Genomic DNA, 23308 nt, shown 5'->3' on the forward strand with positions numbered 1-23308 from the left:
TGATCATGTTTGGTGATATTTGGAGTTGATCAGATCTATGCGGCCACTGAAGAGGAAAGGATTCGCCACCGGGCGGCGACACGGCGACGGCGACAGAGAAGCTCACCCGTGCGGCGCAACGCCCCGGCCCCCGCGCCGGAGCGGCTCTGCACCCGCACGCCCCTGCCAATCCATGCACATCCCTTCACACCGGCCGGTGTGGCGCGCGACACTCGCAGCCGCATGAACGTTGCTGCCTTGGGCCGATGGGTCCGCGGAAGTGAGGGCAAGTCATGTCCGTGCACGACGACCTGACGTCAGTCCAGCGCTGCCTCGACGATCTCGTGAGGTCGGTGAAGCGCCTGGAACAGCAGATGGATGGCGGCGGTCTGGAGATGCGCAGGGTGCGCACCGACGCCGACCACCTTCGCGAGAGCGTGGCGCTGTTGCGCGAGGCCGCACCCGGCCTCGCCAAACCGAAGCGCCCCGACCTCGTGTCCATCCCCGACACCCCGTACGACAACAGCCTGTGGACGGACTCCGACGACGAGGGTCTCGGCTCCCGCGACCGCCACGCCCCCTGATCCCCGACCGGAGCTCTCCTTGGCCACTGGTACGGAACCTCATCTGAAGAGCGGCGGCGTACGCAGCGGTACGCGCGCCGCGATCACCGCCCCGCATCTGCGGACCGACCGCTGGTGGCTGGCGCCCGCCGTGACCGCGGCCGGGCTGCTGGCCTTCGTCGTCTACTCGACCTGGCGGGCGTTCTCGAACGCCGACTACTACGCCGCCCCGTACGTCTCGCCGTTCTACTCGCCGTGTCTCGCGGAGAACTGCGAGCCGATGAGGAACGGCCCCAACTGGGAGCTCTTCGGCAGCTGGTGGGGCCTGTCCCCCGCCCTGCTCGTCCTGATCTTCCCGCTCGGCTTCCGGCTGACCTGCTACTACTACCGCAAGGCCTACTACCGCGGCTTCTGGGCCTCGCCGCCGGCCTGCGCGGTCGCCGAGCCGCACAAGAAGTACTCCGGCGAGACGCGCTTCCCGCTGATCCTGCAGAACATGCACCGCTACTTCTTCTACGCGGCGGTGCCGGTCGCCGGGATCCTCACGTACGACACGGTGCTCTCCTTCCGTGACGAGAACTACGAGTGGGGGCACATGGGGCTCGGCAGCCTCCTGTTCCTCGTCAACATCACGCTGATCTGGGCGTACACCTTCTCCTGTCACTCGTGTCGGCACATCGTCGGCGGCAAGCTCAAGCACTTCTCCAAGCACCCCGTGCGCTACCGGGCCTGGCAGCTGGTCGGCAGACTGAATGACCGTCACATGCTGCTTGCCTGGGCCTCGTTGATCAGCGTGGCACTAGCCGACTTCTACGTGTACCTGGTCGCGTCCGGGGCCTTCGATGATCCGACCTTCTTCTAACAGGCAAAGGTGCTTCTGATGTCCGTGGTCGACCGGCAGGAGTGGGATGTCGTCGTGGTCGGTGCCGGAGGAGCCGGCCTGCGGGCCGCCATCGAGGCACGTGAGCGCGGGGCGCGTACGGCAGTGATCTGCAAGTCGCTGTTCGGCAAGGCGCACACGGTGATGGCCGAGGGCGGCATCGCGGCGGCCATGGGCAACGTGAACTCCGGCGACAACTGGCAGGTCCACTTCCGCGACACCCTGCGCGGCGGCAAGTTCCTGAACCAGTGGCGGATGGCCGAACTGCACGCGCAGGAGGCCCCCGACCGCGTGTGGGAGCTGGAGACCTGGGGCGCCCTCTTCGACCGCACGGGCGACGGACGTATCTCCCAGCGCAACTTCGGCGGGCACGAGTACCCGCGGCTCGCGCACGTCGGCGACCGTACGGGTCTCGAACTGATCCGGACGCTCCAGCAGAAGATCGTGTCGCTCCAGCAGGAGGACTTCAAGGAGACCGGTGACTACGAGTCGCGCCTGAAGGTCTATCAGGAGTGCACGGTCACCCGGATCCTGAAGGAGGGCAGCCGGGTCTCCGGGGCCTTCTGCTACGAGCGGGAGTCCGGCCGGTTCTTCGTGCTGCAGGCACCTTCGGTCGTGGTCTCCACCGGAGGCATCGGCAAGTCCTTCAAGGTGACGTCGAACTCGTGGGAGTACACGGGCGACGGGCACGCGCTGGCGCTGCTCGCGGGGGCGCCGCTGCTGAACATGGAGTTCGTGCAGTTCCATCCGACGGGCATGGTCTGGCCGCCGTCGGTGAAGGGGATCCTCGTCACGGAGTCGGTGCGCGGGGACGGCGGGGTGCTCAGGAACTCCGAGGGCAAGCGGTTCATGTTCGAGTACATCCCGGACGTGTTCAAGGAGAAGTACGCGCAGTCGGAGGAGGAGGGCGACCGGTGGTACGAGGATCCGGACCACAACCGGCGCCCACCTGAACTGCTCCCCCGGGACGAGGTGGCGCGGGCCATCAACTCGGAGGTGAAGGCGGGGCGCGGCTCGCCCCACGGCGGGGTGTTCCTCGACGTCTCCACCCGGATGCCCGCCGAGGTGATCCGGCGCCGGCTGCCGTCCATGTACCACCAGTTCAAGGAACTCGCGGACGTCGACATCACCGCCGAGGCGATGGAGGTCGGGCCGACCTGTCACTACGTGATGGGCGGGATCGCGGTCGAGTCGGACACCGCGGCGGCCCGCGGGGTGCCCGGCCTTTTCGCGGCCGGTGAGGTCGCGGGCGGTATGCACGGCTCCAACCGGCTCGGCGGGAACTCGCTCTCCGACCTGCTGGTGTTCGGCCGGCGGGCCGGACTGCACGCGGCGCGGTACGCCGCCGGACTCGCCGGGAAGCGTCCCGTCGTGGACGAGGTCCAGGTCGACACGGCCGCCGCGGAGGCGCTGCGGCCCTTCTCCGCCGAGGGGCCCGCGCCGGACGCGTCGGACGGCCGGCCGCCGGAGAACCCGTACACCCTCCATCAGGTGCTCCAGCAGACGATGAACGACCTCGTCGGCATCATCCGCAGGGAGGCGGAGATGGAGACGGCCCTGGAGAAACTCGCGGACCTGCGGGTGCGGGCGCGGCGGGCCGGGGTCGAGGGGCACCGGCAGTTCAACCCGGGCTGGCACCTCGCGCTCGACCTGCGGAACATGCTGCTCGTCAGCGAGTGCGTGGCGCGGGCCGCGCTGGAGCGCACCGAGTCGCGTGGTGGCCACACCCGGGAGGACCACCCGGGGATGGACCGGGCGTGGCGGCGTATCAACCTGCTCTGTCAACTGACCGATCCCACCGGCGGCCTGGCGGCCACGGACCCGGTGCACGGCCAGATCGACCTCGTCCGGGAGAGCACCGAACCCATTCGCCCCGACCTGCTCGCCCTCTTCGAGAAAGAGGAGCTGGTCAAGTACCTCGCCGAAGAGGAGCTCTACGAGTGAGCAGCAGCTATGAGGCCCGCTTCAAGGTGTGGCGCGGGGATGTCGGGGGCGGCGGTCTGGAGGACTTCGGGGTCGAGGTGAACGAGGGCGAGGTGGTCCTCGACATCATCCACCGTCTCCAGGCGACCCAGGCCCCGGATCTCGCCGTGCGCTGGAACTGCAAGGCGGGCAAGTGCGGTTCGTGTTCGGCCGAGGTCAACGGCCGGCCGCGGCTGCTGTGTATGACCCGGATGTCGGTGTTCACGCGGGAGGAGACGATCACCGTCACCCCCCTGCGGGCGTTCCCTGTGATCCGCGACCTCGTCACCGACGTCGGCTTCAACTACATAAAGGCGCGGGAGGTGCCCGCGTTCGTGCCGCCGGCCGGTGTCGGGCCCGGTGAGTACCGGATGATGCAGGAGGACGTGGACCGGTCGCAGGAGTTCCGCAAGTGCATCGAGTGCTTCCTGTGCCAGGACACGTGCCATGTGGTGCGCGACCACGAGGAGAACAAGACCGCCTTCGCCGGCCCGCGCTTCCTGATGCGGGTGGCGGAGCTGGACATGCATCCGCTGGACGCGGCCGACGAGAACGGCCTGGACCGCAAGAAGACCGCCCAGGACGAGCACGGCCTCGGCTACTGCAACATCACCAAGTGCTGCACGGAGGTCTGCCCCGAGGGCATCAAGATCACGGACAACGCGCTGATCCCCCTGAAGGAACGGGCGGCCGACCGTAAGTACGACCCGCTGGTCTGGCTGGGCTCGAAGATCAGGAGGCGCACTTCAGGAGGGTGAGGGCCTGTTCCAGGCTGTGCTCCGCGATCCCCCGCATGAACGCCGGGTCCGGGAAGTCGCCCTCGTCGAGGAGCCGCAGCGGCCCCGCGACGAGGGACAGATGCATCGCCAGGCGGTAGAGGCGCAGCCTGTCCTCGTCCAGTCCCCCGGCGTGCAGGGCCGCCTCGTAGTGCTCGTGGAAGCGCTGCCGCAGGAAGACGTGCTCCCACTGCTCTACTTCGACGCCGATGATGTCAGGGCGGGGCTCCGGGGGCCCGGGGCCTCAGAACAGGCTCAGCAGGGCCGCTGCCGGGTCCGCGAGGCCCTTTCCGCCGTTGGGCAGGGGGAGTTCGAACCACACCGTCTTGCCGCGGGGGGTGCGGCGGGAGCCCCAGGCGGCGCTGAGGAGGCCCACCAGCTGGAGTCCGCGGCCGCCCTCGTCCGTGTCGCGGGCCCGGCGGCGCCGGGGCTGGACGAGACCGGCGTCCCAGACCTCACAGACCAGGGTGCGGTCGAGGAGGAGCCGGAGCCGGATCTCGCCCTCGCCGTAGCGCAGGGCGTTGGTGACGAGTTCGCTGACGAGCAGTTCGGCCGTGTCGACGAGCGGCTCCAGGTCCCAGGCGACCAGCTGGTTCCGGGCGAACTCGCGTGCGCGGCCCACACTGCGCGGCTCGCGCGGCAGCGTCCAGTCGCCCACCGAGTCGGCGGGCAGCCCCTGGACACGTGCCAACAGCAACGCGATGTCGTCCTCGCCGTGGTGTGTGTCGAGGGTGTTGAGGACGTGGTCGCAGACGTCCTCCAGAGGGTCGGAGGGGTCGGTGAGGGCCCCCACGAAGGCCTGCAGGCCCTCGTCGAGGGGATGGTCGCGGGACTCGACAAGGCCGTCCGTGTAGAGCGCCAGGAGGGCGCCCTCCGGAAGGTCGACCTCCACCTCCTCGAACGGTTCGCCGCCGACGCCGAGCGGTATCCCCGGCGGTACGTCGAGCATGAGCGCGCTCTCGCCCGGTTCGACGAGGACCGGCGGAAGATGGCCGGCGTTGGCGAACGTGATGCGCCGGGTGACGGAGTCGTAGACCGCGTACACGCAGGTGGCGAGATACACCTCGGAGAGGTCCGCGTCCCGGGGCTTACGAGCACCGCGCGTAGATTGCTGGGTGCCGCCTGGCGTGCCGAGGCCTCGGGCGACCTCGTCCAACGCGGAGAGGACCTCGGCCGGTTCGAGGTCGAGCAGGGCCAGGGTGCGTACGGCCGTGCGGAGTTCACCCATCGCGACGGCCGCCCGAAGGCCCCGCCCCATGACGTCGCCGACCACCAGCGCCGTGCGATGGCCGGGCAGTTCGATGACGTCGAACCAGTCGCCGCCGACCTCCGTGGCCGCGTTCCCCGGGAGGTAGCGGCAGGCGATGTCCAGGCCGGAGGCCTCCGGGTCGCCGGGAGGCAGGAGGGAGCGCTGGAGGATCAGGGCGCGTTCGTGCTCACGGCGGTAGAGGCGCGCGTTGTCCATACAGACGGCGGCCCGGGCGGCCAGCTCGACTGCCAGCGACCGGTCGCGCTCGCCGAACGGCTCGCTGCCCTTCGTGCGGGAGAACTTGACCAGGCCGACGACTGTGTCGTGCGCGACCATCGGCACCGCGAGCGTGGACTGGATCATCCCGCCCTCCTCGGCGGGGACGCTCTGCGGCTTGGCGGTGCGCAGGGCGTCCGCACAGGCGGAGTTGAAGGCGAAGTGGTGGACCGCGCCGACGCTCACGGGCTTCGGTCCGCCGACGAAGGGCGCGTCGGACACGGCACTGGCGTAGGCGACACGGCGCAGGTCCGCACTGCCGTCGGCGAGGCCCGGCGGGGTCTCGTCACCGGCGAGGAGGCCTTGGTAGAGATCGACGGACGCCAGGTCACAGAAGCCGGGGACGGCCACGTCGAGGAGTTCGCGCGCCGTGGTCTCCAGATCGAGCGAGTTGCCTATCCGCGCGCCCGCCTCGTTCAGAAGGGCGAGATTGCGCCGGGCCTGCGCGGCCTCACGGGCGGCGGCGCGGCGCGCGGTGATGTCGGTACCCAGCCACGCGATGCCGATCGGACGGCCCGAACCGCCGTGTACGCGGTAGAGGTTGATGGACCAGTGGCGGCGCTCCGCGGAACCGGGCACGGTGCCCGTGACCAGCATCTCGGTGACGGAGTTGCCCGTCTCCATGACCCGGCGCAGTATCGCCGAGACGCGGTCGGCCTCGCCCGGCGAGAGATAGTCCTTGACCGTGCGGCCACGGTGGTCGTCGACCGTGCCACCGAAGGTCGAGGCGAACTGCTCGTTGGCGCGGCGAATCCGCAGGTCCGGATCGATCAGCAGGAACCCGAAGGGAGATTGGCCGAAAATGGCCTGCGAAGCGGCGAGGTCCGTCTCGATGCTGCGGAGCGTGCGTACGTCCACGACGATGCACACGGCGGCCCATTCGCCCTCCTCGGTCCGCGTCGGCATGACGTAGACCTCGGCGAGTCCCTCGGTGACACCACCGGTGCCCTCGGGGTCGGGCAGCCGGAAGGGGACCACACCGGTCCACTCCTTGCCGTCGAGAACTTCGGCCATCTTCCGCTGGCCGAAGTCGCGCCTGTCCTCGGCGAGGAAGGCCTCGATGGGGTCCATGCCCACGGCACGGTCGACCGTGATGCCGAACAACTGCTGGGCGCGCAGGCTCCACTGGTCGACGAGGCCGTCGGGGCCGATCGAGAACGAGGCGACCTTTATGTAGTCGTAGATCGAACCGGGCGGGCTGCTCTGCCACACGACCTCGCCGGGCGCCTCACCCGGCATTTCGCCCGGCACAGCCCCCGATACCTCGCCCGACGCACCCCCGGACACCTCGTCCGGCCTTCCGGCCGGCTGCCTTCCGCCCAGCGCTCTGCCCGCGGCGGGCGCGGCGCCATCGCCTGTCGTCGCATCAGCCATCGCGCCGCCCGACGGGTCCTCGGACTCCGTGGCCTTCGCTGGTATCTCGCTCACGCGAACCGTCCCCTCCAGCTCACCGCGCCCGGCACCAGTCACCGACAGCGGCTGCCCGCAGTATCCAGCACTACGGTGCCGCACAACACGGTGTTCACGATCACAGCACGGTCCCGATGCTTTTAGGACCGGCTGCGACAAACACTCCCAGTCTTCTAACCACGAGAGACCCCGTCGAACCACCGTCCCGGCCACCCTCCGCACCCGGGGCCGGCCGAACCGCCCGGGGACTCCTTCCGGCGGGCCCGCGATCAGCCGGGGAGGGCCAGCTCGAACCACACCGTCTTGCCCTTTTCGCCCGGTCTGGTACCCCAGCGGCGCGAGGAGTTCGCCACCAGTTGGAGCCCTCGGCCGGTCTCGTCATCGGGGCGGGCGGCGCGCTCCCGGGGCGGGTCGGGCAACGGGTCGGAGACCTCCACGAGCAGGGCGTCGTGTCGTTTCGACGGGCGTACGAGGCGCACCCCGATGGGGCCGGTCGCGTGCCGCAGGGCATTGGTCACCAGCTCGCTGACCAGCAAGGCGGTCACATCACACAACGGGTCGAGACCCCAGACACGCAACTGCGCCCGCACGACGGTGCGGGCGGTCCTGACGGCACCCGGATCCGCGGGGAAGGTCCACTCGGCGACATCGCCCTCGGTGTGGATCACGCAGATCACTCCCAGGCCAGAAGCAGACCATGTCCGGTTTCATGGGGTTTATGTGGTTCATGGGGTAATGGGCACATACCCGATATCCCGGGCGCAGTACCGTGCGCGAGGGCGTGCTGTGGCACGAACGGCGTACTGCGCGCTCGCATCAGACACCACACGCGCCCCGCGAGGCCGAGCGTCCCACGTACGGTGCGCACATCGCACCCCGCAGACCCGAGTGCACGAAGTTGCGATGGTCACACCTGGACGGAGCGCTTCACCGGGAACCGGGCCGCATCCCGCCCCGCGGCCGTCCCGAACCTGCGGTCCGAATCTGTGACCCGAACCGGCCGACCCGAAGCCGGTGACACCCGAACCGGCCGACCCGAACCGGCTGACTCGAAGCGGCCGACACCCGAAGCGGCCGACATCCGAACCCCTGGCCTGCACCCTTGACCCGACTCCTAGAAGGACCGGCGCGCGACTTCGAGCACCGCGGCCACATCCTGGTCCAGCCAGTCGACGTCCCAGAGCTCGTCGGGGGTCAGCCAGCGCAGCTCGTCGTGGTCCTGGAGGGCCTTGGGATCAGGCGAACCAGGCAGCAGGCGGGCGGTCCACACGTGGAGCACATAGGGCGATCTCAGGGGAAACTCGCCCGGCACCCGGTCCACCGGCTCCGACTCGACGCCGAGTTCCTCACGAAGCTCCCGCACCAGAGCCTGCTCGGGGCTCTCCCCCTGCTCGACCTTTCCCCCAGGCAGTTCCCAGCGCCCGGACAGCTCCGCGGGCGCACTGCGACGCGCGGCAAGAAGGCGTCCGTCGCTCAGCACGGCGGCCCCCACCACGATCCGTTCGGTCATGCGCCGGAGCCTACGGGAGCCACACGAAACCCCTGGCCTCGGTCACCTGGCGCCGTTCTGCGCGACCCGCTCGACCCAGTACAACTTCTCGCGCCCGCGGCCATCGAGGCTGTCCGCGATCTTCTCGGCCTCGGCCCTGGTCGCGTACCTGCCGACGCGGTAGCGATTGCCGTTGTCGTCCTGTCGCACGACGAGCCAGGGAAGTGTGATCGTGCCGTCATTCATCGCGCCCCTCCACTCCCTGCCCCCGGTTCGCGCCCAGTCCCAACACCCAAGGAAACCGCAATCCGCATATGCCCGAGCCTACGCCTAACCTTCACGCAGCGAACACGGATTTACACAAAGAGGTACCCATGAGGTAAGCAACCGGCCAGCACGGAGGGGGCGCATCCGCCGGGATACGCCCCCTGATCCTCCCTCTGACCCCCTGCTTCCCCGCTCATCCCCCTCCGGGTCGCGTCAGCAGCGCGGAAACCGGGCCCGGCCCCCCGGCCAGAACGACCGGATTACACCGGCCCGCACTGCCCGCCCGCACCTGACGGCCCGCACCTGCCGACCCGGACCTGCCGGACGGCCTACTTGACCGGTAGGTGGTACGCGATCCGGTACCGGTCCGCCGGTACGACCACGTCCGCCGTCTCCACGGGCCGGCCCGACGCGTAGTACGTCCGCTGGATGACGAGCACCACATGTCCCGGCACGCCCCCCAGCGCCGACAGCTCCTCGGCGAGGCCGGGCCTGGCACCCACCTCTTCCGTGACGTTGTCCACGATCACGTCGATGGCGGCCATGCGCTCGACCACTCCCATACCGCCGAGGGGGCCCTCCTCCGGAAGCATCACCGGAGTGCGGCCCGTGACGGCGAGAGGCTCCCAGGAGGTGGAGAGCATCATCACCTCGCCCGCGTCCCGGAAGACGTACTTCGTGCACATCACCCGCTCGCCGGCCCGGAGGCCGAGCCTCTCGGCGACGGCACCGCTCGCCTCCGCCTGCGCGCTGTGCGACTCCCAGGTACCGCGCGCGGCTACGTCGGCCTGCTCCTGGCGGAACGGTGTCGCGCCGCTGTCCGGCCGGTACCCGGAGCGGGCGACCCGGCGGGGCACCGGGCGCTCGCGCACATACGTACCCGACCCGGAGCGGCCCTCGACCAGCCCCTCGGCCATCAGCACCTTGCGGGCCTCCAGGGCGACCGTGTCCGAGACCCCGTATTCCGAGCGGATTCTGGCCTGCGACGGGAGCCGGGTGTGAGGTGGCAGCGATCCGTCGACGATCTTCTTGCGAAGATCGCCTGCGACGCGCAGATACGCCGGCTGCTCACCGAATGTCACTGGCCACTCCCTCAGGTTGTACAGACAGCAACAGGGTGGCGACCGTGGGTTGCAGCAGGCAAGTGGAGGCCAAAGAATCACTCGATGTGATGACGTAGGGCCGTGGAGGGTTTTGGGCAGGCGATTCCTCCCCGCCGCGGCCACCGCTCACACCTCCGCGCCGCCGTCACACCTCGATGCCGCCGCCTCCCGTACCGCCTCCAGAACCGCCCCCAGAGCCGCCCCCCGTACCGGCGTCTTCGCCGCCGCCACCGCCGCCGTTCCCGTCCTCATCCTCATCCTCGTAGGAGGCCGGAGGCGTCGACGCGAGGCCCAGAGCCTTGCGTGCCGTGACCGTCTTCTTCGCGTCGGTGAGGATGAGCGCCGCGCCATAGTGCTCGTAGAAGGTGTCCGCGTCGGAGGTCTTCGCCGCCTCGTCCCACTCCTCCTTCGCCGACACCAGGTCCTTGACGAGCGTGGCGACCGGTCCCTTCGCATCGGCGGGCCACTCGTGGCCGCGCAGCAGGCCGACCTGCTCGGTGATGGCACCCGAGACCCTGGTGGCCCACTCCTTGTGCCCGGGCAGGTCGTCCTCGACGTACGCCTTCTCGGGCCCCGAGTCCATCGACTCGGTGAAGATCCGGGCCGCCTTCAGATAGACGAGCTGGTCGGCGTCGAGGGTCGTCGAGTCCTGACGCAGCGACCCGGTCAGGCTGCCCTTCTCGTCCACGTTGCCGAACAGACAGCTGATCTCGCGGTCACCGAGGCTCCAACTGTCGCGTGTGGGAGTGAAGTAGTAGATGTCGACGTCGTCCGGTACGGCCCAGGAGTCCATCGCGTAGGAGTACTGAAGCGTGTAGCACTTGTCGTCGGCTGCCTCGATGACGGCGTCGTCGCCCGGGTAACCGCCCTCCTCCATCTCGAAGTTGGCAAAGACCTCACCGTCGTGCTCGTCCTCGCAGGGCACCGTGTCGACGTCGTAGGCCATGCCCTCCAGAGAGCCGCCCTGCGTGTCGAAGCACTCGCCCGTGTTCACGGAGAAGGCGGCGCCGCCCTCGCTCGTGTCGCGCGCGCCACCCTCGAAGCCCTTCCAGAACTCGGACGCGGCGCCGGCGACGAGGGCGAGCACGAGGGTCGCGGAGCCGATGCCGGAAAGGATCATCCCGGCGATCGCCATGCCCTTGCCGCGTTCGCCCTTCCTCTTGATCTGCGCCAGCGCGAAGGACCCGAGGACCAGCCCGACCAACGGCAGGAAGCACAGGAGGCCGAGCACCAGCGCGGAGATCGCGAGCCCGTTGACGGGCGCCGGGCTGTTGTACGGGGAGTAGCCGTGACCCCAGGGCTGATAGCCGTACGGTCCCGGCCCCTGCGGCGGATACTGCCCCGCGCCCTGCCCCTGCCCCTGCCCCTGGCCCGGATACGCGCCGTACGGGATCTGCGGCGGCGGCCCCTGTGGAGGCTGGGGGCCGGCAGGCGGGGGTATCTCCACTAGTACCGTGCTCCTCGTCCGAGTGATGCGTTCTGCTGGTGCGTTCTGGTGATGCGTTCTGGTGATGCGTTCCGATGGCGTGGAACTCATGTACGACAGAGCGCATGGTAAGCGCGGTACGGACGGGGACGGAATGTGGGGGACGAGCCCGCCGATCCGCGTGCTGTGGCCGTCCTGGGTGGTGTGCCGTTGCCGACGGCGTCGTTGCGGCGACGTGACGCGGGTGCCCGACCCCAGTCATGACAGCCCGTCATCAACCGGGGCATCTAACCTGCGGAGATGACTCCATTGCCGGATTGTTTCTGCCCGGTGGACGGCACGCGCGTCCCCACGGACTCGCTCGCGTGGTGCTGCCCGGTCTGCCGCGGCCCGCTGGACCTGGACTTCGCGCCCACACCCGCGACCCTCAAGTCCCTGACCGGCAGGGTGAATTCACTGTGGCGGTACACGGAGTGCCTGCCGCTGTCGGCCCCCTCGGTGTCGCTGGGCGAGGGGCGCACCCCGCTGGTCCCGCTGAAGGACGGGGTTTCGGCCAAACTGGACTTCCTCATGCCGACGCTCTCCTTCAAGGACCGCGGGGCCGTCCTGCTCGCCGAGCTGGCTCTGCGGCTGCGGCCCGAACGGGTGGTCGCGGACAGCAGCGGCAACGCGGGCACGGCCGTCGCCGCGTACTGCGCCCGGGCCCGGCTGTCGTGCACGGTGTACGTCCCCGAGGGCACGTCCGCCAAGAAACTGGAGCAGATCGGGGCGCACGGGGCCCGCCTGGAGGTGGTCCCGGGCGACCGGGAGGCGGCCGCGAGGGCGGCCCGGGAGGCGGCGGACGAGAAGGGCACGTTCTATGCCTCGCACGTCTTCAACCCGTACTTCCTGCACGGTACGAAGACGTATGTCCACGAGGTGTGGGAGGAACTCGGCGGACGGCTCCCGGAGGTGATCGTCGTCCCCGTCGGGAACGGCACGCTCCTGCTCGGCGCGGCACTCGCCATCGCCGAACTGCACGCGGCGGGCCTGATCGACCGCAGACCCGCCCTGTACGCGGTCCAGTCCGCCGCCGTCGCCCCGCTGGCCCACGCCTGGCAGGAGGGCGCGGACGACCTGGTCGGAGTCACCCCGGCGGCCCCCACGTTCGCCGAGGGCATCGCGATCCCGAAACCGCCGAGAGCGCGCCAGATCCTGCGCGCGGTACGCGAGTCCGGCGGCACCTTCCTCACGGCGACGGAGGACCAGCTCCGCCACGCCCAGACCGACTTGGCGTCACACGGCCTGTACGTGGAGTCGACGGGCGTGGCGTGCTGGGCCGCGGTGCGCGAGGGGGCCCTGGGAACGCGTACGGCCGTGGTCCCGCTGTGCGGCGCAGGCCTGAAAACAGGCCTGCCGACAGCTCTCTAGGGGGCTGTTCTCCAGGGGGCTGTCCCCCCTCAGAGCTACGCGCAGGTGTCCACCGGGCGGTGATGATCGCGGGGCGTCGAGTCCCTGGCTTTCTACACGACCCGCGGCGCTACCTGATCGCCGGGTCCCGGCGCTCGCGGACTGTCCAGCCGATCGCGCCGGGCAGGTCACTGACGCGGCGGGTGACGCCCACTCCGGAAGCCGTCACGGTCACGGCCGCGCCGAGGCAGAGCAACGAGCCGGGGAACCCCTCCACGACGCCGAGCAGAACCGGTGCGGTCAGTGCGCAGGCGGTCAGCAGCCAGAGGAGTTGACGTCCGTGCACCTCCGGGCGGAACTTCGCGCGACCGGGCAGAGCGAGGCTCGGCCGGTCGGGAGAGGTGGGGTGCAGATGCACGGGGGCGCCGTTGCCGGGGGCGACGAGGTACTGGCGGGCGGCGTCGCGGGCGAGCTCGCCCCACACCACGTGCCCGGTGGAGGCGACGAGAGCTACGGGAAGTTGCTTCTCGATCAGCTTCCAGCGCGTCGGCAGGCACAACCACGCCTCATGGTCGGCGAGTTGGAGTCCGGCCTGGAGCAGATCCGTGGTGGTGCGCGTAAGACCGTTGCCGCCGGCCGCCGGATACATCGGGTAGACCCGCAGAGACGTGCCACCTTCGACCGGTGACACCTCGAGCCACTGCGTGTGCTCGGCCGTGGTCGTGCCGGGTTTGTCGCCACGCTTCTCGTGCCGCGTCCAGACGGGTTCCTTGATCCGTACGCGCACGGCATGCACCTGCCCGTCGGCCGCGTCCGCACACAGGACACGCTGGAGGGGTCCCAGCCGGCGCCCCAGCAAGCCGGTCGCGACATAGATGAGCAGCCAGAAGCTGAAGCTTATGCCGATGACCCCGACGAATGCCGTCAGCGGCCCCTCGTACAGAGTGAATCCGTACCGCAGCACGGCGAGCGGAGCGACGATCGTCAGCACCGTGCCCGCCGCCAGCCCCCAGTCGTGAGGAGGTTTGCGCAGCGAGCGCGGTATGGAGGCCGGTGCCGTCACGGGCGGCACGACCCGCATCGCGGGCGCCACCCGGCACGCGACCACCCATCCGCCGGCGGTCAGGGCAGCGACCCCGAGTACCCCGATGATGTCCCATCTGGGGGTGGGAGGGTCGTGCCGTACAAGGGTGAGACTTACCACGACGGCAACCGCGACGAGTGCGGCACCGCCGAAGAAGCGGGTCAGGATGGTGGCACGTCGCATGGCGCACCTTTCTCCGGAATCTCCGGAACTTCCGGGACCTCAGGGACCTCAGGAACCCCAGGGGACTGGCAATGTCAGGACAACCGGATCTGGACGCTTCAAGAATCCGCGTCACTGGTCCGGGTGGTGGGACTTTCGGGCGCCTTGCGCCTGATCGACCGGACGAACTGGGTGGGCGTCTGGCCGTACTGCTTCTTGAATACACGGATGAAGTGACTGCTGTCGGCAAATCGCCAGTGTGCGGCGAGTTCTGAGATGTTCGGCCGGCCGGCCTCCGCCTCCAGTTCGAGCCGGGCCTGCTCCAGCCGCCTGCGGCGGACATACCCGGTCACCGACTCCTCAGCCGCGGCGAACGCCCGGTGCAACGTCCGTACGGAGACTTTGAGTTCGCGGGCCAGGCCCGATGGGGAGAGATCAGGATCGGTGAGACGGCTGTCCGCGAGGTCCTTGGCCGCCTGGGCCAGCGCGGGAGCCAGCCGGGGCTCCTTGTCGTCGAACGCCTGCAGAAGCACTCCCTTGACCAGTTCGATCAGCGCGTTGCGAGCGGCCTGCACACCGGCAGCGGTGAGGTCGTTCAGCATCGCGTTGACGATCTTGGCGTGGGCCGTGAGCAGGCGCACTTCGGCCGAGTCGGCAGGACCGACGACGGCGCGGTCTCCGATCAGCGGCCTGAGCTGCGAGGCCGGCAGGATCAGCACCTTCGCCGTCGTACGCGGTGCCACTTCGAACCGCACCGGAGGGCCGTTGTGCCGCGCGATGAACTGCCCGGCCGGTACGGTGACTTCGCCCATGCCGCGTGGATGCGCGAAGCGCCAGGTGCCGTGGCGATGGGAGAGATGTCCGCCCTGGTGACACAGGGCGCCGTGGCCGCTGTCTCCACCTCGGGCGTGTCCACCGTTGTCGACGTCGGCGGTTCGAACGGTGATTTCGTCCTGGCGCTGATGGGGGCCGCCCCCGAGCTGATCGGGCAGGTGCTCGATCTGCCGCACGTCGTCGACGGCGCACGCGCCGAAGCCGAGAAGCGTGGTCTGTCCGACCGCTTCTCCGCGGTGGCGGGCGACTTCTTCGCAGAGGTCCGCCGACGGACCTCTATCTGATGAAGACGATCCTGCACGACTGGGACGACGCCCAGTGCACGGCCATCCTGAGCAATTGCCGGTCCGCCGTGAATGAGGGCGGTCGCGCGCTGATCGTCGAGATGGTCATCGGTGAACCCGGCCGGCCCGACTTCGCCACCCTCGGCGACATGGCCATGCTCACGATGACGAACGGCATGGAACGCGACCTGGCCGAATTCGACGCCCTCTTCACCGCCTCGGGATGGAACCGCTCGAAGACGTACCCCGTGGGCGGCGGTTACTTCGGCATCGAACTCGTCGCCGTCTGACGCTGCTGTGCCGGCGGCCGGTGCTTCAGCTGCAGGGTGACGGCCGCCGTGCCGAGCGCCGGCACCTCCACCGCGATCCCCCCGCCCGGCTCCAGACCGAGTTCGCCGGGGGCGAGGCCGAGGTAGTTGGTGTGGAAAGCTCGCGCGACGGCGAACGGGGTGGTGAGGCGGCAGGTGACCGGGGTGTCGGTCAGGGACTGCAGCCGGATCATGAGGGTGCCCTCGCCCGGCGCGGTCAGGCCCACCAGGCGCACGCGAGGATCGTCCACGGTCAGAAACCGCAGCTGGGCCGTCGGTTCTGCCTCGGCTGCCGCGCGGGCACGAACCGGCACCAGAGGGTGGCCGGTGACGGCCGCCGTGCGCGAGGCCAGCTGCTCTCCGTGTGCCGGCGTACCGGATGCGCTGTCGGTGCCGGTGCCGGCGAAGCCGACGCTGTAGCGGAAGACGTGGTCGAAGGCCTGCTGGGCGGGGAAGTTCGTGTCCCAGATGTTGTTGTGCACCCAGGAGAAGACGGTGGCCGGTTCCTGGCGCGGCAGCGACTGCGGGTAGGGAACGTAGGGGATCGCGATCCCGCCGAGCTGGACGAGCGGGCTGTCGATCGTGGCGAGCGCGGCGTGGTGGGTGCCGTCACTGAGGCTGATCCAGCGCCGGACGGCACGCATATGGGTGGCCGAGCCGGGCACGGTCTCCAGCCCGGTGCCGGTGACGCCGCCGGTGGCCTCCATGCGCACGGCCGGGTTGTCCAGGGCGAAGGGGAACGCGAAGAACGCGCTCTCCTTGGTCAGCGTCGCGGTCTTGTCGACGCGGTTCTCCATGTCGACGCGGGCCGCGTTGTGCGGAAGGTGCACCCTCACGCGCAGGCGGCGGGTGCCGGCCGGGGCGCATTCGTAAGTCAGCGTGTGGCCGGTGGCGTCCGTGACACGGTCGACGAGTGCCGCCGGGGGCGCGGTGCTCCGCGAGGCGAGCAGGTGCATCGAGTCGTCGGCCACGGTCTTGCTGGACTGGTGGTTGAAGGCGCCGGCCGTGGCGTACTCGTCGTACACGTAGCCGTTGAATCCGATGACGGCGTCCTGCCGGACGAGCTCGCGGCCGGTGTGCTTGTCGAGGATGGAGCCGATGCAGGCGTGGCGCAGGTCGACCGTGACGCGCAGGTGATCGTTCTCCAGGACGGTCGGCTCTGCGGGCACAGAGGTGTCGCCGCCGATGTCGCCGTCGCCGCCGATATCGCCGCCGATGTCGCCGTCGGCGGAGGACGGGGCCGCGGAGGACGGGGCGGCGGAGACGATGTCCAGGCGCACGCTGCCGCAGGCCGGGACGTCGGCCAGGGGCACGAGGAAGAACCGGCCGGCCGCCCGGTGACGCTCGTTGCTCTGCGCTTCCTCCGTGCAGGGCAGGGGCGCACCGGTGCGGGCGTCGAGGACCTCGACGGGCTCGGTCAGGGCGACGGTGGCCTCGGGCAGAAAGAGCCGCGCCGTCTCCGTACGTTCCCAACTGCACGTGTTCACCACGTAGAAGGAGGCCAGGGCGCCCGCCCGGGGGGCGAAGGCCTCGCCGAGCAGTGCGGCGGCGGAGTCCAGCAGGGTCTCCGCGTCGTCCTGGGCGCGCAGGGCCTGGGAGTACTTCCAGTGCCACTGCTTCTCACCGGATCCGTGGCCGTGGTCGCCGTGGGTCCAGGGATCACCCGCCCCCCAGGTGTGCTCGTTGAACAACGAGGCCGCGCGGTAGACGGCGGGTGCGGTCTCGGTGACGGCCGTGCTGCCGGGTACACCCAGCAACTGGGCGTAGCCGGCCACGGTCTGGGCCTCGGCGAGGGCGGCCTGGCCGCGCCGGGTGGCGGCGAGGGGGACGGCGCCGGCCCCGACGCCGTCGACCCACCAGTCGCTCCAGTCGCCCCGATAGGTCTCCAGTCGGCCGCCGACCCGTTTCTCGGCGTCCTCGAAGAAGTCCTGATTGCGTGAGGCACGCAGCTGCGGGAAGGCCCACTCCTCGTTCCAGCGGCGCACCGTGTCGGAGATGATGCGGCGGGGCGGCCCGTTGTCGGCGAACTTGCCCAGCACGCGCAGATGCAGCACGTCCCAGGGGTACGGGTCGGCGGTGACGGTGTTGTCGAGGATGGGGAAGCCGGGGATCCCGCGGCCCTCATGGGGATAGGGGAACTCCGCCAGGGCACTGAGGTAGGCGGGCAGGAGGTCGTCGACCCGGTCGTAGGACTCGTCGAAGCCGAGGACGGAGCCCTCCATGTAGGCCAGGCCGTGCGGGGTGTCCGTACGCCAGACCAGCACACTGTTGCCGCTGGGGGCCTGCCAGCGGAACAGCCGCGGCAGATCGTGCCCGCCGACGTGGTGCGGAACGGCGCGTCCGGCCCAGTTGTGCGCCACGGAGAGGTAGCGGATGCCGTTGGTGGCCAGCACGTCGGGCAGGCCGACGACCTGTCCGGGCACATCGGTCTGCATGGCGGTGCGGATGTCGATGCCGTGCCGGTCGCGTAGCTGCGTCATGGGACGGAGGAGCTCGTGCAGCTCGTCCGTGGAGCAGGTCTCCGTGTGGAGGTTGAACGGCATCGCCGTGAGTTCGACGCGCCCTTCGCGTACGCGGTCGAGGAAGTTGTCGATCCGGCGGCGGGGGCGGTTGGCCGCCCAGTCCTGGAAGGAGTGGAAGCCCTCGACGGCCCAGCGGAACCGGGCGGGCTCCGGCCAGTCGTCGGTGTCCTGGCACAGTTCGAGGAGCGAGTCGAGATAGGAGCGGCTCTCGGCCATGACCCGGCCCTGCGGGTCGGTGTAGCCGATGTCGAGGTGGGAGTGCTGCACCAGGTGCAGGGTCCAGTGGCGTTGGGGCCGTGCCTCGAACGCGAGCCGGGTGCCTTCCTCCAGTTCGGGAAGCTCGATCAGCAGCGGGGTGGGGGCGTCCACCTCGGGGATCAGCAGGCGGATGCCGTCCCCGGGGCCGGACAGGATCTCGCAGTGGACGGGAGTGCCCCCGCCGGTCGTGACACGGGCCCTTGTGACACGCGGTTGCGGGCGCCCGTCCTCACGGCTGGACACCCGCACCCGGATGGACTGGAGCAGTCCGCCCGCGCTGTCGCGCCGCAGCAGGGGCTCGCCCGACAGCCGCACCTGAAGACCGCCGATGCCGGCGGTGATGGCCACGCGCTCCCGCAGGATGTCGCGCGCGATGTCGGAGTCCCACCAGGAAGGCCTGGTCAGCGGTGGCTTGGGCATGGTGCGTGCTGTCCTTCGCGTCGAAGATGTGGTGGTGCGGCCCGCGGCGTCAGCAGCGCTGACAGCCCTGCTGACGCCGCGACAGGCACTGGACCCTGTCTGGTGCCGCGACAGGCACTAGGAACGGCGGTCGTGGTGGGTGGCGTCGGCGAGTGTGGCGAATATCTGGACCATGGCCGACTGGTTGAGGGTCGCGGCCGGCGCGTCGGGGTCGTAGTCTCCGCCGTTGGACGGCTGGAAGCGGAACAGGCCGGTGGAGGCGTCCCGGTTGGTCTTGTACGTGCTGTCCGCGTAGGCGCTCATGGTCTTCAGGTAAGCGGCGTCGGGGCGGACGTCGTCCAGGTCGAGCAGGTCCTTGAAGTAGAAGGCGTTGAACACGGCCGGCTGGTCGTGCAGGCGGCTGCCCTCGGTCCAGTGGGCGAGGGAACCGCGGGCGTCCGCGACGGCCTTCTTCAGGTAGCGGGCATCGCCGGTGCCGCGGTAGAGGGCGGTGGCAGTGCCGATCATGGAGCCCGAGTTGTACGTCCACAGCGTCTCGTTGGTGCTGCCGTCGTCGCCGCGGTCGTTGAGGTACAGCCCCGGTGCCTTGCGCATGCACGAGTACACCCAGCCGTACCACTTCTCGGCCTGGTCGAGGTAGGTGCGGTTGCGGGTGTGCTCGTAGAGCCGGGCGGCGAGCTGGGCCGAGAGGGCGGTGACGTTGGTGGCCCGGATGTTGTTGTCGGGTGAGTCGTACCAGTCCATGCCGCCCGGACACGCCTTGGCGGTGTCGCCGTCCCAGGCACGGGCGACGACGGGCACGACCTGCTCGGCCCGCTTCAGGAGGCCGCGGTCGCCGGTTGCCTCGTACTGGTCGAGCTGGCTCAGGGCGACCACGGCGTTGTCGTCGTAGTACACGTCGCCGCCCGTTCCCAGCGGGGCGGGCAGATAGGACTCGTAGCCCGGGCGTTCCCCGGCGGTGAAGTACAGCTCGGCCGTGTCGAATCGCTCGGCCGCGTCCCGCCGGTAGGCCGGCCCGGTGCGCGGCAGTTCCTGCATGTCGACGGCGGCTGCGGCAGCCTCGCGGAACGGCCACAGGTAGGAGTGCTCCGGGTCGCCGGCCTGTCGGGGTGTGTGTTCCAGGTACAGGCCGTGCTGGTCGCGGCCCTCGTACAGCTGGCTCTGCAAGGTGCGGTAGGTGCCGGTGGCGCGGTCGGCCCAGTCGTCGGAGGAGACCGGCCGGGGGCTGCCCTCGGGGGTCTGGGCGTGCGCGGGGAGGGCGCCCCACAACAGTCCGGCGCAGACGGCGGGCACGGTGGCACGGCGGAGCAGCGATCTCAGCATGATGGTCCCTTCACGACGGTCAGGGGGAAGCGTGCGGGGGTCTGGGCAAAGCGTGCGAGGTCAGGAGGGGGCCCGCGGGGTCAGCGGTGGATCTTGAGGCTGCTAGCGGTGAATCTTGAGGCTGCTGACGAAGAAGCGCTGGGCGGAGAAGAACAGCACCACGGTCGGCAGGGACACCAGGAGGGCGCCGGCCAGCACGATGGGCGGCCCGACGTTGGAGTAGTTGCCCTGCAGATCGGCGAGCGCGGCCATGACGGGCCGGATGTTGCGGCTCGTGACCAGCGTGATGCCGAACATCAGGTCGTTCCAGACGGCCACGAATTGGAACACGAACACGGCGATCATGGCGGACCTGGTCAGCGGTACGTGGATCTGCCAGAACATCCGCCACCACGACGCACCGTCGACCCGGGCGGCTTCCACGACTTCCCGCGGCAGCGTCAGGGCGTAGTTGCGCATGACGAAGAACGCGAAGGGGATCGCGATCGCCGTGTAGATCAGCACAAGCCCGATCTGGGTGTCGTACAGAGACGACTGCGCGTACGACAGGAACAGGGGACGGATGAAGACCTGCAGCGGCAGCAGTGTGCCGGAGTAGATCACCCAGAACCACAGCGCCTGCCGCTTGACGGGCATGACGATCGTGGCGAAGGCGGCAAAGCTGGCGACCACCGCGGCGGCCACCGCGCTGACCACGGAATACAGGAGGCTGTTGCCGAGTGCCGGACCGAGGTTGGCCTTGTCCCAGGCCTGGGACATGTTGTCGAACAGCCCGAACTCCTGCGGCAGCCAGTGCGGGCTGCCGGAGTAACTCTCGGCGGGCACCAGCGCGTTGACCACGAGGAGCCAGGTCGGGACCAGCCACAGCAGGGCAAGTACCGTGATCGTGCTGTTGCGCAGAACTCGGCCAAGGGACATCGTCATACGCCTTTCACGTCGAGCTGACGGCGCAGGTAGAGCCAGGACGCCGCGAGCACGATCATGGTGAGGACGACCGCGATCGCCGCTCCCGCGCCGGGCCGCAGTTCCAGGAAGGTCTCGTTGTACATGGACACCGCGAGGGTCTCCGTGGCCCGTCCGGGGCCGCCTTGTGTGAGCACCCACACCAGGTCGAACGACTTGAGGCCGTTCACCAGGCTCATCCCGATCACGATGATCGACACCGGGCGGAGCTGGGGCAGGACGATGTGACGGAACTGCTGCCAGCCGCCCGCGCCGTCCAGAGCGCCGGCCTCAAGGGTCTCCGGTGGGATGGACTGCAGGCCGACCAGGAAGAGGATCACAGCCACGCCGGTGGCCTGCCAGGCGTTGGCAAGGATCATCACGACGGTGTTGCCCGGCCAGGTCAGCAGCCATCCCTGCGCCACCGAGTCCAGCCCCAGGGCGGTCAGAACCTGGTTGACGGCTCCGTCCGTGGTGAGCATGAAGTTCCACACCACCGCCACCGCGGAACCCGAAAGCGCGTAGGGGAGCACGACACACAGCCGCGCGAGGCGTGAGAAGCGGCCGGCGTCGGTCATGCAGGCGATGGCGAGCCCGAGCACGAACGGGAGCACGACCGTGCCCACCACCCACATCAGGGTGTTCTGGATGGAGCGGGTCAACGCCGGGTCGGAGGCGAACAGCGAGTAGTTGTCGAACCAGCTGAACGGCGAGGTCCTCGTGTCGCTGAAGAAGCTGCGGTAGACGGTCCACACGAACGGGGCCAGCAGGAACAGCGTGACCAGGAGGACGGCCGGGGCCATGAACCCGCCGGCCGCCAGGCGTTCACGCTTCCTGCGCCACGCGTGCGAGACCGGTGAACGCCCGGCCTCGTCCTGGGGACCTCCCGGCCCGCCGCCTGTGGCAGAGGGACGCCGGCCGGTCATAGAAGTAGAAGGAGAAGGAGAAGGAGAAATACTCATGCTTCGTCGCGCCTCCAGGCCGCCCATTCGTCGTGTGCACGCTCCTGCATCCGGCGCAGCGTGGTGGCCGGTGAGGTCTGCCCGGCCAAGAATCCGCCCAGGTCGTTGGTGTTGCCCTGGATGAGGCTCGGCGGGCTGGCCTCCCAGTAACGGACCAGTGCGATCCTGCGCTCACGGGCGATGTCCCGCTGAAGTGCGGCCACCACCGGGTTGCTGGAGCGCACTTTCGGGTTCGCGGAGCTGTCCTGCAGAAACTCGCTCCACACCCGCTGGACGGACGGATCGAGCCAGGCGCCGACATTGGCCATCGCGGCCTTGTGCGAAGAGGCGCGGCTGGGCACCACGAAGACACCCGACTCGGCGATCACGCTCTTCGGCGTGGAGGGCCGCACCGTGGGGAGGATGAAGGCGCCGTAGTCGGTGCCCGGCTTCATGCCCGCCGCCGACATCCCTGACGCCTGCCAGGTGCCGTGCAGGAACATGCCCACCGTTCCTTCCTTCAGCGCGCCGGGACCGCGGGCCTGGTCGTAGTCGGGCGGCGTCATCCAGCCCTTGCGCGTGAAGTCGTGCCAGATGTCCATCGCCTGGCGTGCCGCGTCATCGGTGTAGGAGGCTTTGCCCGCCACCAGCCGCTGGTAGAAGTGCGGGTCGACCTTGCTGACCAGCTCCTGGAACCATTCGATCGCGGGCCAGCCGCCCACCTGGCTCGCGAGGAACGGGGTGATTCCGTTGCGCTTGAGGACCTCCGCGCAGTGCAGCAGCTCGGCCCAGCTGCCGGGGGCGGACAGCCCCAGCTTCTTGAACACCGGCTTGCTGTAGAAGAGCACGTAGTACGACTCGTACAGCGGGATACCGAAAGCCTTGCCGCGGTAGGAGACGGCCTCCATCGAGGTACCGCGCACCCACCCCTTGGCCGCGTACCTCTCCCAGACGCGGGTCAGATCCGTGAGCCCGCCCGCGCGTGCAAGCCGCTTGAGCTGATATCCGGACGCCCACTTGACGAGGTCGGAGGCCTTCGAGGTCTGCAGGGTCATCTGGACGACCTGCTGGTACGAGGTCACCGACGGATTCGACAGCGGCCTGAGCTCATACCCGGTGATCTTCTTCAGCTCGCGGCCGGCCGAGCGGTAGCCGTCGTCCCAGGTGGCGTTGTCGTTGGCGATGCTCGTGCTCCCCGGCTGCGCTGACGTACTCGCTCCTCGGGCGCAGCCCCCGGCCGTCAGGGCGGCCGCGCCGGCGACCGTCCCGGCAAGGAAGCGACGCCGAGCAAGCGGCGCGGCTGCGCTGCTGGTCCTGCCCGATGCTGACATTGATCACCTTCACGGAATCGAGCCATCTGCATGGCTGGATATGAACCACGCCGGATTTCAACCACAGGACGCACAGAACAGGTGGAGCACATAGGGCGCATAGGGCACATGTGGCCCCGGAAAGCGCCCG

At 69.5% G+C, this 23308-nt stretch carries 18 protein-coding genes and 2 pseudogenes; 6 read left to right on the forward strand and 14 right to left on the reverse strand.

Features of this window, described 5'->3' with window-relative positions; all coding sequences use genetic code 11:
• The first annotated feature begins 272 nt into the window (after positions 1-272).
• Genes AB0D14_RS18240 through AB0D14_RS18255 form a run of 4 tightly spaced genes read left to right on the forward strand, consistent with a single transcriptional unit; the run spans position 273 to position 4142 of the window.
• Positions 273-563, forward strand: a complete 291-nt coding sequence (locus AB0D14_RS18240; protein WP_362779981.1) for a hypothetical protein — start codon at positions 273-275, stop codon at positions 561-563.
• Positions 564-582: 19 nt separating this feature from the next.
• On the forward strand, positions 583-1404 hold the full coding sequence (locus AB0D14_RS18245) for a hypothetical protein (protein ID WP_362779983.1): 822 nt from the start codon (positions 583-585) through the stop codon (positions 1402-1404).
• Positions 1405-1422: 18 nt separating this feature from the next.
• Complete coding sequence (locus AB0D14_RS18250; RefSeq protein WP_362779986.1) at positions 1423-3366, forward strand: fumarate reductase/succinate dehydrogenase flavoprotein subunit; 1944 nt, start codon at positions 1423-1425, stop codon at positions 3364-3366.
• Complete coding sequence (locus AB0D14_RS18255; protein WP_362779988.1) at positions 3363-4142, forward strand: succinate dehydrogenase/fumarate reductase iron-sulfur subunit; 780 nt, start codon at positions 3363-3365, stop codon at positions 4140-4142. The genes AB0D14_RS18250 and AB0D14_RS18255 overlap by 4 nt, the downstream gene beginning before the upstream one ends.
• On the opposite strand, the pseudogene AB0D14_RS18260 reads toward AB0D14_RS18255, so the two are convergent.
• The 7 genes and pseudogenes from AB0D14_RS18260 to AB0D14_RS18290 form a co-directional block, all read right to left on the reverse strand.
• Positions 4117-4359: pseudogene (locus tag AB0D14_RS18260) on the reverse strand (aminoglycoside phosphotransferase family protein); the annotation flags it as partial. The gene AB0D14_RS18255 and the pseudogene AB0D14_RS18260 overlap by 26 nt on opposite strands.
• A gap of 45 nt (positions 4360-4404) precedes the next feature.
• Positions 4405-7113, reverse strand: coding sequence for a SpoIIE family protein phosphatase (locus AB0D14_RS18265; protein ID WP_362779991.1), 2709 nt, complete (start codon positions 7111-7113; stop codon positions 4405-4407).
• Positions 7114-7364: 251 nt separating this feature from the next.
• On the reverse strand, positions 7365-7772 hold the full coding sequence (locus AB0D14_RS18270; RefSeq protein WP_362779994.1) for an ATP-binding protein: 408 nt from the start codon (positions 7770-7772) through the stop codon (positions 7365-7367).
• A gap of 437 nt (positions 7773-8209) precedes the next feature.
• The gene (locus AB0D14_RS18275) at positions 8210-8605 is read right to left on the reverse strand and encodes a (deoxy)nucleoside triphosphate pyrophosphohydrolase (RefSeq protein ID WP_362779996.1); all 396 of its coding nucleotides are present in this window, start codon (positions 8603-8605) and stop codon (positions 8210-8212) included.
• A gap of 42 nt (positions 8606-8647) precedes the next feature.
• A complete protein-coding gene (locus AB0D14_RS18280) occupies positions 8648-8830 on the reverse strand; it encodes an SPOR domain-containing protein (RefSeq protein WP_362779999.1) in 183 nt (60 codons plus the stop codon).
• 350 nt (positions 8831-9180) lie between these two features.
• Positions 9181-9933, reverse strand: coding sequence for a GntR family transcriptional regulator (locus tag AB0D14_RS18285; protein WP_362780001.1), 753 nt, complete (start codon positions 9931-9933; stop codon positions 9181-9183).
• A gap of 166 nt (positions 9934-10099) precedes the next feature.
• A complete protein-coding gene (locus AB0D14_RS18290) occupies positions 10100-11401 on the reverse strand; it encodes a DUF4190 domain-containing protein (protein ID WP_362780003.1) in 1302 nt (433 codons plus the stop codon).
• Between the two features lie 279 nt (positions 11402-11680).
• Here AB0D14_RS18290 and AB0D14_RS18295 point away from each other — a divergent pair, with 279 nt between their 5' ends.
• Positions 11681-12790 (forward strand): threonine synthase, encoded by a 1110-nt coding sequence (locus tag AB0D14_RS18295; RefSeq protein WP_362780006.1) that lies wholly within the window; start codon positions 11681-11683, stop codon positions 12788-12790.
• Between the two features lie 109 nt (positions 12791-12899).
• Here AB0D14_RS18295 and AB0D14_RS18300 read toward each other — a convergent pair whose 3' ends face one another.
• Both AB0D14_RS18300 and AB0D14_RS18305 read right to left on the reverse strand, forming a co-directional pair.
• Positions 12900-14036: a hypothetical protein gene (locus AB0D14_RS18300; RefSeq protein WP_362780009.1), complete on the reverse strand. Its 1137-nt coding sequence runs from the start codon at positions 14034-14036 to the stop codon at positions 12900-12902.
• Positions 14037-14134: 98 nt separating this feature from the next.
• A complete protein-coding gene (locus AB0D14_RS18305) occupies positions 14135-14827 on the reverse strand; it encodes a helix-turn-helix domain-containing protein (RefSeq protein ID WP_362780012.1) in 693 nt (230 codons plus the stop codon).
• A 45-nt stretch (positions 14828-14872) separates the two neighbouring features.
• Here AB0D14_RS18305 and AB0D14_RS18310 point away from each other — a divergent pair.
• Positions 14873-15423: pseudogene (locus tag AB0D14_RS18310) on the forward strand (methyltransferase).
• Here AB0D14_RS18310 and AB0D14_RS18315 read toward each other — a convergent pair.
• The 5 genes from AB0D14_RS18315 to AB0D14_RS18335 all read right to left on the reverse strand — a co-directional run bounded on the left by AB0D14_RS18315 (position 15393) and on the right by AB0D14_RS18335 (position 23178).
• A complete protein-coding gene (locus AB0D14_RS18315) occupies positions 15393-18641 on the reverse strand; it encodes a glycoside hydrolase family 38 C-terminal domain-containing protein (RefSeq protein WP_362780015.1) in 3249 nt (1082 codons plus the stop codon). The pseudogene AB0D14_RS18310 and the gene AB0D14_RS18315 overlap by 31 nt on opposite strands.
• A gap of 117 nt (positions 18642-18758) precedes the next feature.
• On the reverse strand, positions 18759-19964 hold the full coding sequence (locus tag AB0D14_RS18320) for a glycoside hydrolase family 76 protein (RefSeq protein WP_362780018.1): 1206 nt from the start codon (positions 19962-19964) through the stop codon (positions 18759-18761).
• A 102-nt stretch (positions 19965-20066) separates the two neighbouring features.
• The gene (locus tag AB0D14_RS18325) at positions 20067-20888 is read right to left on the reverse strand and encodes a carbohydrate ABC transporter permease (RefSeq protein WP_362780020.1); all 822 of its coding nucleotides are present in this window, start codon (positions 20886-20888) and stop codon (positions 20067-20069) included.
• A complete protein-coding gene (locus AB0D14_RS18330) occupies positions 20885-21709 on the reverse strand; it encodes a sugar ABC transporter permease (RefSeq protein WP_362780022.1) in 825 nt (274 codons plus the stop codon). Before AB0D14_RS18330 ends, AB0D14_RS18325 begins: the two co-directional genes overlap by 4 nt.
• Positions 21710-21864: 155 nt before the next feature.
• On the reverse strand, positions 21865-23178 hold the full coding sequence (locus AB0D14_RS18335; RefSeq protein WP_362780025.1) for an extracellular solute-binding protein: 1314 nt from the start codon (positions 23176-23178) through the stop codon (positions 21865-21867).
• Positions 23179-23308 lie beyond the last annotated feature (130 nt).

The sequence above is a fragment of the Streptomyces sp. NPDC048484 genome, from assembly GCF_040651415.1.
Classification (GTDB): domain Bacteria; phylum Actinomycetota; class Actinomycetes; order Streptomycetales; family Streptomycetaceae; genus Streptomyces.